Origin of the sequence: Georgenia sp. Z1344, assembly GCF_049856295.1 — a bacterium.
Lineage (GTDB): Bacteria > Actinomycetota > Actinomycetes > Actinomycetales > Actinomycetaceae > JB111.
The window spans coordinates 40,001-53,757 of the sequence record NZ_JBNDMZ010000016.1; the positions used below are offsets into that span (position 1 = coordinate 40,001).

Genomic DNA, 13,757 nt, shown 5'->3' on the forward strand with positions numbered 1-13,757 from the left:
AATGGTGGGCTTTGACGGTCCCGGAAGCGGCCCCCACGCCCGCGGACAGCGGCCTGACTACGCCCGGATGTCGGCGAACTCCGGGTGGCTGTCCATGTAGTCGACGACGAACGGGCACACCGGCCGCGCCGTCCCGCCACGCTCGCGCACGTCCGTCAGCGCGAACTCGACCAGCCGGCCGGCAAGCCCCTGGCCCCGCTGCTTCGGGTCGGTGAAGGTGTGGTCGAAGACGTGCATGCCGCCCTCGAGGACATAGGTGGCCTCGCCGGCCTCCTCGCCGTCGACCGTGATGACGTATCGGCTCTTCGCGGGCTCGTGGGAGATCTCGGTGCTCATACGGCGACGCTACGGCCCCCGGCGCCTCAGCGCTCGGGGGCCGTAACTGGTGTCGTTCGTCGTCGGGCAATGGTGGTTGTGATGGCCGCGGCAGCCGCCGGATCTCCGGAACGGCAGGTCACCCCGGCGCCATGCCCGACACGGCTGCGTCAGCCGGCGGCCAGCTGCAGGCTTGAGTCGATGGCGTCGACCATCTCGGTCGAGTCGCCGTTGACCGTGACGGTCAGCTGCATGAGCTCGCCCGTCGCGGAGTTCTCCACGATCCAGTGGACCTCGCCCGGCTCCAGCCCGATCGTCTCGAACCGGTAGATCCGCATGCCCTCGGGGGCGGCCACCTCGGCGTCGTCCCAGGAGATGCGCGGCGGGAGGTCCTCCGACATCGTCGCCTCGAAGTCGGCGATCTCCTCCTCGAAGGAGTCGTCCATCGCGTGGTTCTGCGGGCCCTGCACGACGAGCTGCTCGGACGCGTGCGGGTCGGTGGCCTCGGTCGCCGGCATCGCCCAGGTCCAGTAGCCCTCGTCGTCACGGTCGGCCTGCGCGTCGGCGGGGAGCTCGAAGGCCACCCAGCCGGCCTCGGCCAGCCCGGCGCCGGACTCCGCCGGCGGCTCCTCACCCTCGGCGGGCGGCTCCTCGCCCTCGGCGGGCGGCTCCTCGCCCTCGGCCGGGGGCTCCTCCGCGACGGGCGGCTCCTCGCCCTCCGCAGGCGGCTGGGCCTCGCCCGGGTCGGTCTCGGCGGGCGCCTCGTCCTCGGGTGCCTCCTCCTCCGGCGCCTCGCCCTCGGGCGCGTCGGGCTCGTTCTGCTCCGGAGGCGCGACGTTCGAGTCGGGCGGGGTGGAGCCGTCCGGGTCGACGGTGTCGTCCCCGGTGCTGCACGCGGCGATCGAGCCGGCGAGCAGGAGTGCGGTCGTGGTGGCTGCGGCGTATCGGCGGATGGTGGACATGGTGTCCTCCTCTCGGGACCGGTGGTCCCTGTGGACCCGGTCGGGTCCGTCGCGTCGTCGGGGATTCCCCCTCGGTCATGGAGGCGATGACCTGCCACCGACTTGCGTGCCAACGACGCTATGAGCCGCCCGGTGCCGCCGCACGGCCGGTCGGCGGGTACTTGATACCGGGGACCTCTGTCCCCGGCGTGGGACGTCGCCGCAGGTCCGGGGCGAGGACGCACAACCTTGCACGACGACGAACCCCTCGTGCCCCGCCGCGCGGTGCTGCCGGCGCCTGCGCGTCCGCACCGATCACCGCGGCCACGGCCGCCCGTGACTACGGCACGTACGGGGCGTGCGGCACGGGCCGCTGGTCGTCCTCGATGTACGCCCAGGCGCACGGGAAGTACCCCGGCATGCCGGCGAGCGCCGCGGGCTGCTCGTCGTACATCAGGTGGACGAGCATCCAGTTCGGGCGCCACAGGAAGTGGTGGCCGGACACGTCGACCTCCATCCACCAGTCGGGGGCGGGCTCCCCGATCGGCGCGGAGCCGTCGGTCGGCGCGGCGTGGATCTCGACGTCGCCCGCGGGCCACATCTCGTCGCCCGCGTACTCGACCTGCGGGCAGATCCCGCCCTCCCCGGACATGCCGCCGGCGAGCACCGGCCAGCCGTCCTCGAGCGTCACCTGCCGGGTCACCGGGATGGTCCCGCCATCGACACAGGGTGCAGCGCTGCCTGCCGGTCGAAGCTCCTCGACGACGACGAACACCTCCCCCTCGCCGGTGACCGAGAGGACGTCGTCGCCGCAGCCCGACTGCCGGGCGATCGGGCTCTCCACCTGCACCGCCGCCTGCGACTCGGGGTCCCAGCGCCAGACGTACCAGGTCTCCTCGTACGCGTTGCCGTCGAGGACCTGCAGCGACGCGGCGGCGTCCTCGTGCCCGTCCCCGTCGACGTCGGCGTAGGCGACCGCGTCCGACACGGTGAACTGGCGCAGCCCGTCGCCCTCGGCGGGCACCACGGACTCCCCGGTCAGTGCCTGCCGCCACGACTGCGCGGCGAGGTCGACGTCGCGGATCGAAGCCCCGGGCTCCTCCGTGGCGGGCGCGTCGGTCGGCTCGTCGGCGCCCGATCCGTCGGCGGGGAGGGCCTCGCCCGTGGCCGCACCGTCGCTCGCCGCCTCGCCGGAGGCGGACTCCACGGCGTCCGGCGAGCCGGCGTCGGCTCCGTTCCCCGTGTCGTCCCCGGCGGGGTCGGCGTCGTCGGGCGGCGCCTCGGCGGGCGGACTCGCGGATCCGTCGTCCTCGGTCGATCCGCCGCACCCGGCCAGGGCGAGGGCGAGCGCGACGAGAGGCACGGTGCGTCGGAGCGGGGAGGACATGGGTGGGGCCTTCCTCGTCGATCCCCCTGCGTCGGCGCTCGGGGGTGCGCCTGCTCAGATCCTTGTCAGTCCGCCCCCCCGGCCGCAAGACCCTGCACGACGACGAACCACGCCGCGTCCGCTACGCCGCACTCTCGACCAGAGGACGGGCTAGCCCGCGAGGGCCGCCGCGATCGCCTTGCGCACCCGGGTCGTCGAGACCTTGACCGGCGTGCCGAGCTGCTGCGCGAACAGGGAGACCCGCAGCTCCTCGATCAGCCACCGGACCTCGTCGAGCCTGGTGAGCGCCCCGATGTCGTCGCCGGCCCGCTGCCGCGCGGTCGCGAGCTCGTCGACCATCTCCTGGACCTGCCAGGCGGCCGCGTCGTCGGCATGGACGTTCTGCGCCGCCCGCTCGAGCCGGCGCTGCGCGGCCGTGAGGTACCGCGCCACGTGCACGAGGTGGGCGGGCCCGGTGGCCGAGACGAAGCCGTCGAACACGAGCTCCCCGACCGCCGCGCGCACGTCCGTCACCGCCCCGAGCAGGTGGATGCTGTTCGAGTCCTTGATCGTGGCCTGCAGCTCGCGCCAGGCGTTCATGATCCGCACGACGATCCCCGCCAGCTCGGCCACCCGGTCCTCGAGCCGGGTGCGCACGTGCGCGACCAGGGCGTCGAACTGGGACTTCTCCCGCAGCATCCCGGCGCCGCCGGTCACGTGCTCGGCGCACCAGTCGTCGACGATCTCCGTGGCGGCGGCGAGCTGGAGGTCCGCCACGAGCGCGCCGGTGCTCGGGTAGGGGGAGGTGGCGAGGGCGAGCGCGTCGGCGCCGGTCCACCGGGTGGAGACGCGCTGCTCGGCCAGTGCGGTCGCCGCGAGGGCGAGCCGGCGCACGCCGCGGCGGTGGGCGCGGACCTGGGCGGCGGCGTCGGGCAGCACCCGCAGCGCCACGTCGGTCCGCTCCTCGACCAGCGCCGGGTAGCCGCGGACCACGAGTCCGGCCGGGCCGAGCGTCTCGACGCTCGCCGGGATCGTCCCGCCGCTCACCTCGGGCCAGCCGGTCAGCTTCTCCTGCTCGACGCCGGAGCTCGCCCCGGGTGCACCGGGTCCGCCTCGGCCGGCGTCACCTCGCCCGGCACCTGCTCCGCGCGAGCCGGCACCGCCGCCGGCGGAGCCGGCGTCGTCGCCCCGGTCGTTCGTCCCCGGGCCGCCGCCGGACCGCCCGGGCGAGCCTCCGGCGTCGGGCCCCGTTCCTCGGCCCTTCCGGCCGCGACGCGAGCCGCGAGGTCCGTCCGCGCCCGGGTGGCCGGCCTCGGCCATGGCCACCGCGACGGCGCCGCGGACCGCGGAGGCGACCGCGGACTCGACGGCGGGGGCGAGCTCCCGCTGGAGGGAGAGCAGCGAGTCGCCCTCGCCGAGCACGGCCCCCTTGGCGGAGACGACGCGGAACTTCATCCGCAGGTGACCGGGCAGCTCGGCGGACTCGCGCCAGGCGGCCTCGTCGATCTCGACCCCGCGGACCTCGCGCACGGCGCTCGCGAATGCGTCCTGCCAGGCCGGCACGGTGGTCGGGTCGACCCAGCCGCCCCTGGCCTCGGCGTCCCCGGGCGCGGCGGCGACGGCCTCGTGCCAGCCGGGCATCGCGGCGAGGACGGCGCGGGCGACGTCGGGCGCCGGCACGAGCTCGCGCCGCACCCGCTTGGGCAGGGCCCGGATCGTCGCGACGGCGAGCTCGTCCAGGTAGCTGGGCACGAGCCAGTCGAATCCCTCGGGGCGCAGGCGGCCGAGCACCTCGACCGGGACCGTGGCGGTGATGCCGTCGGCCCAGGCACCGGGCGTGAAGTCGTAGGAGAGGGGGAGGGTGAGGTCGCCCTGCCGCCAGGTCGAGGGCTGGTCGGCCTCGGTCACCGGGTTCTCCGGGACGAGGTCGGCGAGGGTGAGCGTGAGCAGGTCCGGCTGCTCGCGCTTGGTGCGCTTCCACCACGTGTCGAAGTGGCGGGCGGAGACGGCCTCGGCGCCGACCCGCTCGTCGTAGAAGGCGAACAGGGTGTCCTCGTCGCCGACCACGCCGCGCGTGCGCAGGCGGGCCTCGACCTCCTTGGCCTCCTCGACGACCGCGGCGTTGTCCGCGACGAACCGGTGGTGCGTGCGCCACTGCCCCTCGACCAGGGCGTGGCGGATGAACATCTCGCGGGCCAGCTCGGCGGCGGTGGTGTCGCCGATCTGCTGGTCGCCCAGCTTCCCGAGCAGGGCGGGGCGGTCGGCGGCCAGCGTCATGCCGTAGAGCAGGACGCGCTCCTTGACCATCGCGGCCCCGTTGCGCGTGGACCAGTAGGGCTCGGAGTACGTGCGGCGCAGGAGGTGCTCCGCCGCACGCTCGACCCAGTCGGGGTTGATCCGCGCGACCGTGCGCGCGAACAGGCGCGACGTCTCGACGAGCTCGGCGGCCATCACCCACGCGTAGGTCTTCTTCGACAGCCCCGATCCCGGCCACACGACGAACCGGGTGCCGCGGGCGCCGGCGTAGTCGCGCTTGCGCTCGTCGTAGGACCCGAGGTTGGACAGCAGGCCGGTGAGCAGGGCCTGGTGGACGGAGTCGGCGCTTGCGGCGTCCGAGCTGCGGCCGAGCGCGGCGACGGTGGAGGCGACGAGGTCGGTGTCCGGGGTGTCGACGTCGGCGGCCGGCGGGAGCGCGAGCGGCTTGAGGTGCAGGCCGAGGGGCTTGGCCAGCTGGCGGAGCTGGGTGACCACGTCCTGCCACTCGCGGATGCGCAGGTAGTTGAGGTACTCGCCCTTGACGGTGCGTCGGAAGGCCGAGCCGGACAGGTCGCGCTGGAGGGTGCGCAGGTAGCGCCACAGGTTGAGGTAGGCGAGGAAGTCCGAGGTGTCGTCGGCGAACCGGCGGTGCTTGGCGTCCGCCTGGGTCTGCTTCTCGACCGGCCGCTCGCGCACGTCCTGGACGGACAGGGCCGCGACGACGATCATCACCTCCGCCGCGCAGCCGAGCCGTTCGGCCTCGAGCAGCATGCGGCCGAGCCGGGGGTCGACCGGCAGGCGTGCGAGGTCCCGGCCGACGCGGGTGAGCTCGGTCGAGCCGGGCTCGAGGGCGCCGATCTCCTCGAGCTGCTGGACGCCGTCGCGCACCGCCTTCGTGTCCGGCGGGTCGACGAACGGGAACTGCGCGACGTCGCCGAGCCCGAGCGCCGCCATCTGGAGGATGACCGAGGCCAGCGAGGTGCGGAGGATCTCCGGCTCGGTGAACTCGGGTCGGTTCTCGAAGTCGCGGCGCGAGTACAGGCGGATCGCGACGCCGTCCGCCACGCGGCCCGAGCGCCCCGAGCGCTGGGCGGCGCTCGCCCGCGAGATCGGCTCGATCGGCAGTCGCTGGACCTTGGTGCGCGTGGAGTACCGGGAGATGCGCGCGGTGCCCGGGTCGATGACGTAATGGATCCCCGGCACGGTCAGCGACGTCTCGGCGACGTTGGTGGCGAGCACGACGCGCCGGGTCTGGTGCGGGGCGAACACGCGGTGCTGCTCGGCGGCGGTCAGGCGCGCGTAGAGCGGGAGGATCTCGACGGCGCCCGGCACCGTCGAGCGGCCGCCCGGTGCGAGGTAGCGCTCGCCCAGGTGCTCGGCGAACGCCACGTGGGTGTCCCGGATCTCGCGCTCGCCGGAGAGGAAGACGAGGATGTCGCCCGGTCCCTCGGCCTCGAGCTCGTCGTAGGCCTCGAGGATGCCGGTGACCTGGTCGATCGGCTCGTCGTGGCCGGTGGAGGCGTTCCGGTTCGTGGGGGTGGTGCGGGTTGCGGGCGCGTTGCGGCCGGCCGCCGAGGAGTCGGGGCGCCGGGCGGGGGGTTCGTCGTCGGGCCGTTCGTCGTCGTGGGCGTTGTCGGTCTCGTCCTCCGTGTCCGCGACGAGCGGGCGGTAGCGGACATCGACCGGGTAGGTGCGGCCCGTGACCTCGACGACCGGCGCCGGGCCGGCCATGCCCGCAGCCTTGCCGAAGTGCTCGGCGAACCGCTCGGAGTCGATCGTGGCGGAGGTGATGACGAGCTTGAGGTCGGGGCGGCGGGGGAGGAGCTGGGCGAGGTAGCCGAGGAGGAAGTCGATGTTGAGGGACCGCTCGTGGGCCTCGTCGACGATGATCGTGTCGTAGCGGCGCAGGAGCGGGTCGCGCTGGATCTCGGCGAGCAGGATGCCGTCGGTCATCAACTTGACCAGGGTCGTCGCCGAGACCTCGTCGGTGAACCGGACCTGGTAGCCGACCTGCTTGCCCATCTCGACGTCGAGCTCGGACGCGATCCGCTCCGCGACGGACCGCGCGGCGAGCCGGCGGGGCTGGGTGTGGCCGATCATGCCCTCGACGCCGCGGCCGAGGTCGAGGCAGATCTTCGGCAGCTGGGTGGTCTTGCCGGATCCGGTCTCGCCCGCGACCACGACGACCTGGTGGCTCGCGATCGCCGCCGCGATCTCGAAGCGGCGCTCCGCGACCGGGAGCTCCTCGGGATAGCTGATCACGGGGACGGCTGCGCGCCTGGCCTCGATCTGCTCCGGCGTGAGGGGGCGGGGGCCGCGGGCGACCCGGTCGGCGCCGCGGGCGGCTCCTCGGTTGCGGCGGTTGCCGCGGTTGCGGGTCCGGCCTCGGTTGCCGGTGGAGCGGGAGGCCATGGTGTCGCTGCCGGAGCTCGTGTCGGTGCCCCCGTTGCCGTTGCTGCCGCCGTTTCGGCTGCGGCTTGAGCGCGTGGTGCCGGCTCCGTTCCGGGTGGGGCCGTCGTTGCCGCGCCGCTGCTGCTCCCCCTGGTCGGGGGTGCGCGGATCGGGGTCGGCGGAGGTCACGGGCGTCCATTCTTCGGCATCGGGCCACCAGGATGCACCGGGAATCGGGTGACGAGGGGCGCACGGGGCTCGTCGGGGGCAAGCTGTGTGCGCCGAGTGAGCGGGATCCGTGTCGAACAGTCTGTCTGTGTGCCGAACAGAGGGTTGGTGTGTCGAACAGTCGGTTTGTGTGTCGAGAGGACCCCCGCCGCCCGACGTCTCGGTGCGTTGACCGACTCCTCGGCGGGGAACCGACTCCCCGGTGCGTTGACCGACTCCTCGGCGCTGAGCCGCACGCAGGCTGAGCCGCACTCTCGGCGGGAAACCGACTCTTCGACGACGAACCCCCCGCCGCTCAGCCGCACTCTCGACGCCAACCCCGGGAACGGGGACCGCTACCCCGGGTCGGACTCCCCGCCCGGGGGTGGCTCGACCACGGTGCCGTGACCGACGATGGAAGGTATGCGCAGGGGGGCGAGGGTGATTGCCGTGGTCGCGGCGGTGCTCGTCGCGCTCGCGAGCCTGTACTCGCTGCGCCCCCTGTGGCTGAGCGAGCGGATCCCGGTGGCGCAGGTGGTCGCGCTCAAGGGCGTCCTCGCCGCCGTCCTCGTGGGGCTCGGTCTGGCGATCGCGCTCGCGGCGGGGCTCGTCGTCCACGCCAGAAGTCGTCGGCTGCGGGTGAACTCGGCGGACGAACCCGGGGCCCGGCGCCGGACCGCGCGCATGACCACCGCGGTGACCGTGGTGCTGGTGGGCGGCGTCGTCACGGCGCTCTCCGGCGTCGCGCACGGGCTGGCGCTCGCCGATCGGGGCACGTCCGGCGGGCTCGGACCGGTCTCGGACGACCCGCCGACCGCGGACTCCTTCACCGTCCTCACGCTCAACACGCTCGGCGGGGCGAGCTCGCCGTCCGACGTCGTCGCGCACGCTGTGGCCACCGGCGCCGACGTCCTCGCCCTGCCCGAGACGCCCGCCGAGCTGGCCGTGCGGATCAGCGACGGACTCGAGCAGCGCCTCGGTGAGGGCTTCACGTCCTACACCGACGGGTCCGGCCCCATCGGGTCGACCTCCCTGGTGGTGGCGGACGCGCTCGGGCCGTACGAGCAGCTGACCGGCGCGACCACCGGCGGGTTCGGGCGCGTCCACCTCGACCCGGTCAGCGACGACCCCGACCAGCCCGCCCTCGTCGCCGCCCACCCGATCCCGCCCGTGAGCGGCAACATGGCGGCCTGGCGCCAGGAGAACCTCGCGATCCTCGGTACCTGCCAGCGGGCAGCGCGGCCCACCGTCATCGCCGGCGACCTCAACATGACGCTCGACCACGGCACGCTGGTCGGCATCGACGACCCGGGCGGCCGCTGCCACGCCGCGGGCGTCGACGCCGGGATCGGGGGGATCGCCACGTGGCCGACCTCCTGGCCGACCTGGGCCGGCGCCGCGATCGACCACGTCCTCGTGGCGGGAGGGCTGCGCGGGGTCTCCGGCACGGTGGACGAGGTCGGCGGGTCGGACCACCGGGCCGTGGTGGTCGAGGTGCGGCTCGTCACCGCCGCGGAGACCAGCGTGCCGCGCGTGCCGGGCGGCGAAGGTTCGGACGCCCGGTCGCGCTGAACCCGATATCCGGGTACGACAACGACCACCACCCCCGACGACGACGAACCGCGCGTTCGACCACCGTGGCGGCTCCCAACCGCAATCTCGACGACGACGAACCGCAATCTCGACAACTGTGGCGACTCCCAACCGCAATCTCGACGACGACGAACCGCAATCTCGACGACGGGGGAGGGGCGCGTGACCGGTTCGAGACCCCGTTCCTGCGGACCCCCGCGCGCGGGTACGGGACACTGACCCCGTGCGCATCGTCATCTGGATCGTCGTCGCGGTGATCGGGCTCCTCGCCGCCCTCACGCTTGATCCCGAGCTGCCCGGGCGGATCGTCCCTCCCCTTGAGGGGCTCTCCGGGATCGCACCGATCGCCCAGGTGGTCGCGCTCAAGGGCTGGCTCGTCCTCACCCTCGCGGTGATCGGGGTCCTGTTCGTCGGCATCGGACTCGTGCGGCGCCAGCTCATCCAGGCGGGCACGGCGATCATGGTGCTCGGCGGCATCCTCGTGGTCGTCGCGATCGGCCACCTCGCGATCATGTTCGACCGTGGCACGTCGGCGGCCACGGAGATCAGCCGCACCGACGACACGGCCGCCGCGCCCGACGCCGCCCTGACGATCCTCACGGTCAACATGGAGGAGGGCGACGTCGAGCCGTCCGACCTCTCCGCACCGATCGTCGACCAGGGCGTCGATGTCGTCGTCCTGCCCGAGATGCTCGAGGAGAACGCGACGGCGCTCGCCGCCGAGCTCACCGAGTCCGGGCACCCGTTCACCGCCTACGGGGCGGGGTCCGCCACCGAGGACCGGGGCGCCACGGCCGTCCTGCTCGCCGACTCCCTCGGCGGCTACGTCCCTGTCGACGCCGAGCCGACCGCCGAGGCATTCGCCCTGCGCCCCGTCTCCGGGGTCGGGCCGACGATCGTCGCCGTCCACCCGACCGCGCCCCGGCCGGACGAGATGGACGTGTGGCGCCAGGAGGTCGAGCAGGCGCTGACCTGGTGCCGCACCGGCTCCGGCCCGGTCGTCGTGGCCGGCGGGCTCAACGCGACCGTCGACCACGCGCCCGCCCGGGACCTCGGCCGCTGCGTCGACGGCGCCCAGGAGGCCGGCCTCGGCGGCGTGGCCACGTGGCCCGCGAACATCCCGTGGTTCTTCGGCTCGCCGATCGACCGCATCCTCGTCGACGAGGCCAGCTACCGGGTCGCCGAGGGCGCGGTCTTCGACGTCGGACGGGCCACGCACCGCGCACTTGTCGTGCGGGTCGAGCCGGTCGGCTGAGCGTCCGGCCGCAGATCTGGCGAGTGAGCGGATGACCTTTGCGCGGCACTGAGCCGCACTCTCGACGACGAGACGGGGTCGGGCCGCCGAGGCGGTGGGTGCGAACGCGGTGGCGGCGTCGTCGGGGGAAAAATCGCGTGCGGGCGCGCGCCCGCCGGCGCCATCCTTCCCGCATGACTTCCACCGACGCACGTGTGACGGTCGAGCGGCCGGCGGGGCTGCCCGCGGACGTCCACCTGTTCCACCTCGCGGCGCCCGCGGCCGAGGAGCTCGACGCCGGCGCCGCGCCGTCGGCCGCCTTCCGCGCCCTGACCGAGATCGACGGCGAGTACCTCCTCGAGCGGCTCGGCGACACGGACCTGCTCGGCGACCCCGGTACCCGCCTGCGGACGTACGCCGACCAGACCTCGGTCCTCCGGGTGGGGATCGTCGCCGCCACGGGGCCGGCCGCCGACCGGCTGGCCGCGGACGGCGCGACCGCGACACCCGCTGCGGTGGCCGCCGGCGCCGAGGACCCCGGGCCGGGGACGGACGACGTCGTCGGGTACCTCGCCCTCGACCTCGACCTGCTCGACAACACCACCTCGTGCGGCGTGGAGGTCTACGTCCGCGCCCCGCACCGGCGCCGCGGGATCGGGGACGCGCTGTGGCGGGCGGGGACGACGATCGCCCGGGCGGACGGCCGCACCACCGCCCAGGCGTGGGTGGACCACGAGGCGCCGGTCGACGGCGAGGAACCCCTGCGCCCGACGAAGAGCGAGGGGGCGATCGCCCGCGACCTGCCGGCCCGCTTCGCGATCGACCGCGGGCTCGTTCTCGAGCAGATCGAGCGCCACTCGGTCGTCCACCTGGCGGGTCGGGCCGACAACTGGCGCGACCTGCTGGAGGCCGCGCGCGCCCGGATGGCGCCCACGGACGAGATCGTCACCTGGGCGGGCGCGACCCCGGAGGCCGAGCTCGCCCACGTCGCCGAGCTCATGCGCCGGATGAGCACCGACGTGCCGCTCGGCGGGCTCGAGTGGGAGGAGGAGGCCTGGGACGCGGACCGCGTGCGGACCACCGAGGCCGCGCGGCTGGTGTCCGGCGGGCGCACCTTCCTGCACTCCGCGGTGCGCGACACGACCACCGGCGTGCTCGTCGCCTTTACCAAGCTGTCGATCCCGATCGGCCGGCCCGCCGCGTGGCAGGACGAGACGCTCGTGATGAAGGAGCACCGCGGCCGCCGCCTCGGGACCGTGGTCAAGCTCGCCAACCAGCTCGCCCTGCTCGAGCAGTTCCCCGCGGTCGAGCGGATCCACACGTGGAACGCGTTCGAGAACCGGCACATGCTCGACGTCAACCACGCCGTCGGGTTCGAGCTCGCGTCGCTCGCCGGCGCCTGGCAGGGGCGGCTCGGCTGACGATCAGGCGCCCCTCAGGCGGCCGAGAGCAGGTCCGCGAGACGGGCGAACGCCGTCTTCCAGGTCGACTTGAGCTCGGGGATCGCGTCGCCCGACGCGAGCCCCGTGTGCTGGACGGACAAGCGCACCCGGTGCCGGCCGTCGGCGCTCGGCTCGAGCCGGTCGATGCGCAGGGTGACCCGCTCGTCGCCGTCGGCGAAGCGCACCGACGTCGGCTCGGTCTGCCCCGTGACCTCGAGGTGCTTCTCCATCCAGTCGTTCCGCAGCGACTTCTCGGCGAGGTAGGGCCACAGGTCATCGGCCGTGACGTACAGCGTCTTCGACGCCGACGCCTCCCAGCCCCCGTCGCGCCGCTGCCCGGGTTCGCGCAGGCCGCGCGCCTGCTCGTACGCGACGGTCACGCCCTGCGCCCACCACCCGTCGACGTCGTGCTCCTCGCGCAGCCACGTCGCGATGCGGGTGTGGTCCCAGGTGGCGGCGTCCTCGGCGTCGAGGAGCGCGAACCACTCCTCGCGCGGGCGGCCCGTCGCCTCGCGCACCTTCTCGTCGCTCACCGTGTTGTCGATGGACCGCGCTCCCGAGGACATGTGATCCAACCTACAACCGGGGCACGACGACGAACAGCGCCGTTCGTCGTCGGACCGTGGCTGTGAGCCGACCCGGTGACAGGTCCGACCTCTGATCCGCACTCTCGAGCGCATTCATCGAAACTGCGGTTGGTGCACGAACCCCCGCTCGACCAGCCGGGGTGGCGCCGCGCCCGCTCATCGAGATTGCGGTTGGGGCCCCAACCGCAATCTCGGCGACGACGAACCGCAATCTCGACGGGTTGTGCGGCTCCCCACCGCAGGGCGGTTTCAAGTGGTTGTTGCAACGAGTAGGTCGTTGAGTCGTTTCGCTGGAGTCTGCCAGCCCAGTGTCATGCGTGGTCGTGTGTTGAGTTCGCGGGCGACGGCGTCGAGGTCGCGCTGGGCGTAGGTGCGGAAGTCGGTACTCGAGCGGGGAAAGTACTGCCGCAGCAGGCCGTTGGTGTTCTCGTTCGAGCCTCGCTGCCAGGGCGAGTGCGGGTGGTCGCAGAAGAAGACCCGGCAGTCTGTCGCCAGCGTGAAGTGGGCGTGCTTGGCCATCTCAGCGCCCTGATCCCAGGTCAGAGTCGCGGCCAGCTCGGCCGGCAGGCGGCCCATCGTCTCGATCAGCACGTCGATCACCTGCTCGGAGACCCTGCTCTCCGGTAGAGCGCCGAGCATGACGTACCGCGTGGAACGCTCGACCAGGGTGATGATCGCCGACGCGCTACGCGCACCGATGATCAGGTCACCTTCCCAGTGCCCGGGCACGGCCCGGTCTTCGACCTCGGCCGGCCGGGTGCTGATGTTCAGGCCATGGGTCCAGGCCTTGCCCGAGTGTGCCGCCCGCGCGAGGCGGGACTGGGGGCGCCGCCTGGTCCGCCCGGTACGGAGTGCGACCTGGCGTGCGATCTCGCTGCGCAGCCCGCCACGAGCTTGGTAGTAGATCGCTTGGTAGATCGTCTCGTGGGACACCCATCGCTCCGGCCGGTCGGGATACTCCTGACGAAGCCAGTGTGCGATCTGCTGCGGAGACCACCGCTGTTCGAGCTTGTCCCGCACCAGGGGCCATAGCCGGCCGCGACCCGAGGTCACCCCGCGGCGGCGATCGCCGGTCAACTTGCCGGGCCTGGGCCTGCGGGCCCGCTTGTCGGCCCTGCGCTGCGCGTTCCGGCACGAGTACGCCCACCGGTAGGCGCCACCACGACCGGCGGGATTGGCCTGCCGGCGTCCCGCCGGGGAACGCGTCCCGGGTGTGTCCAGGTGAGCGCCCCGGTAGGAGTTATTGCGAGTGACCTCGCGCCACACCGTGGTCCGGTGACGACCGATCCGCTCAGCGATCTGCGGGAACGTCAATCGCTGACCGAACAGCGCCTCGATCTTCGCCCGCTCCTCAAGTGTCAATCTCTTCCCAGCCATCCGTACACCCTCCCAAGGCGCACGTTGCAACAACCGATTGAAACCGCC

The 13,757-nt window shown here is 73.5% G+C and carries 9 protein-coding genes; 3 read left to right on the forward strand and 6 right to left on the reverse strand.

All coding sequences use genetic code 11. The features are described 5' to 3' along the window. Window positions 1-57: 57 nt before the first annotated feature. The 4 genes from ACPYO6_RS15630 to ACPYO6_RS15645 form a co-directional block, all read right to left on the reverse strand. A complete protein-coding gene (locus tag ACPYO6_RS15630; protein WP_425715709.1) occupies window positions 58-336 on the reverse strand; it encodes a GNAT family N-acetyltransferase in 279 nt (92 codons plus the stop codon). A gap of 149 nt (window positions 337-485) precedes the next feature. Continuing rightward, window positions 486-1,277, reverse strand: a complete 792-nt coding sequence (locus tag ACPYO6_RS15635) for a hypothetical protein (RefSeq protein WP_425715710.1) — start codon at window positions 1,275-1,277, stop codon at window positions 486-488. A 319-nt stretch (window positions 1,278-1,596) separates the two neighbouring features. Continuing rightward, window positions 1,597-2,643, reverse strand: coding sequence for a hypothetical protein (locus tag ACPYO6_RS15640; RefSeq protein WP_425715711.1), 1,047 nt, complete (start codon window positions 2,641-2,643; stop codon window positions 1,597-1,599). A 150-nt stretch (window positions 2,644-2,793) separates the two neighbouring features. Further along, the gene (locus ACPYO6_RS15645) at window positions 2,794-7,458 is read right to left on the reverse strand and encodes a DUF3418 domain-containing protein (RefSeq protein WP_425715712.1); all 4,665 of its coding nucleotides are present in this window, start codon (window positions 7,456-7,458) and stop codon (window positions 2,794-2,796) included. 441 nt (window positions 7,459-7,899) lie between these two features. On the opposite strand from ACPYO6_RS15645, the gene ACPYO6_RS15650 reads away from it, so the two are divergent. The 3 genes from ACPYO6_RS15650 (at window position 7,900) to ACPYO6_RS15660 (ending at window position 11,724) form a co-directional block, all read left to right on the forward strand. Continuing rightward, window positions 7,900-9,048, forward strand: a complete 1,149-nt coding sequence (locus tag ACPYO6_RS15650) for an endonuclease/exonuclease/phosphatase family protein (RefSeq protein WP_425715713.1) — start codon at window positions 7,900-7,902, stop codon at window positions 9,046-9,048. 244 nt (window positions 9,049-9,292) lie between these two features. Continuing rightward, window positions 9,293-10,324: an endonuclease/exonuclease/phosphatase family protein gene (locus tag ACPYO6_RS15655; RefSeq protein ID WP_425715714.1), complete on the forward strand. Its 1,032-nt coding sequence runs from the start codon at window positions 9,293-9,295 to the stop codon at window positions 10,322-10,324. Between the two features lie 173 nt (window positions 10,325-10,497). Beyond that, on the forward strand, window positions 10,498-11,724 hold the full coding sequence (locus ACPYO6_RS15660; RefSeq protein ID WP_425715715.1) for a GNAT family N-acetyltransferase: 1,227 nt from the start codon (window positions 10,498-10,500) through the stop codon (window positions 11,722-11,724). Between the two features lie 14 nt (window positions 11,725-11,738). On the opposite strand, the gene ACPYO6_RS15665 is transcribed toward ACPYO6_RS15660, so the two are convergent. Both ACPYO6_RS15665 and ACPYO6_RS15670 read right to left on the reverse strand, forming a co-directional pair. Continuing rightward, a complete protein-coding gene (locus ACPYO6_RS15665; protein WP_425715716.1) occupies window positions 11,739-12,311 on the reverse strand; it encodes a DUF4287 domain-containing protein in 573 nt (190 codons plus the stop codon). Between the two features lie 270 nt (window positions 12,312-12,581). Then, a complete protein-coding gene (locus ACPYO6_RS15670) occupies window positions 12,582-13,709 on the reverse strand; it encodes an IS30 family transposase (protein ID WP_425715717.1) in 1,128 nt (375 codons plus the stop codon). Window positions 13,710-13,757: the final 48 nt, after the last annotated feature.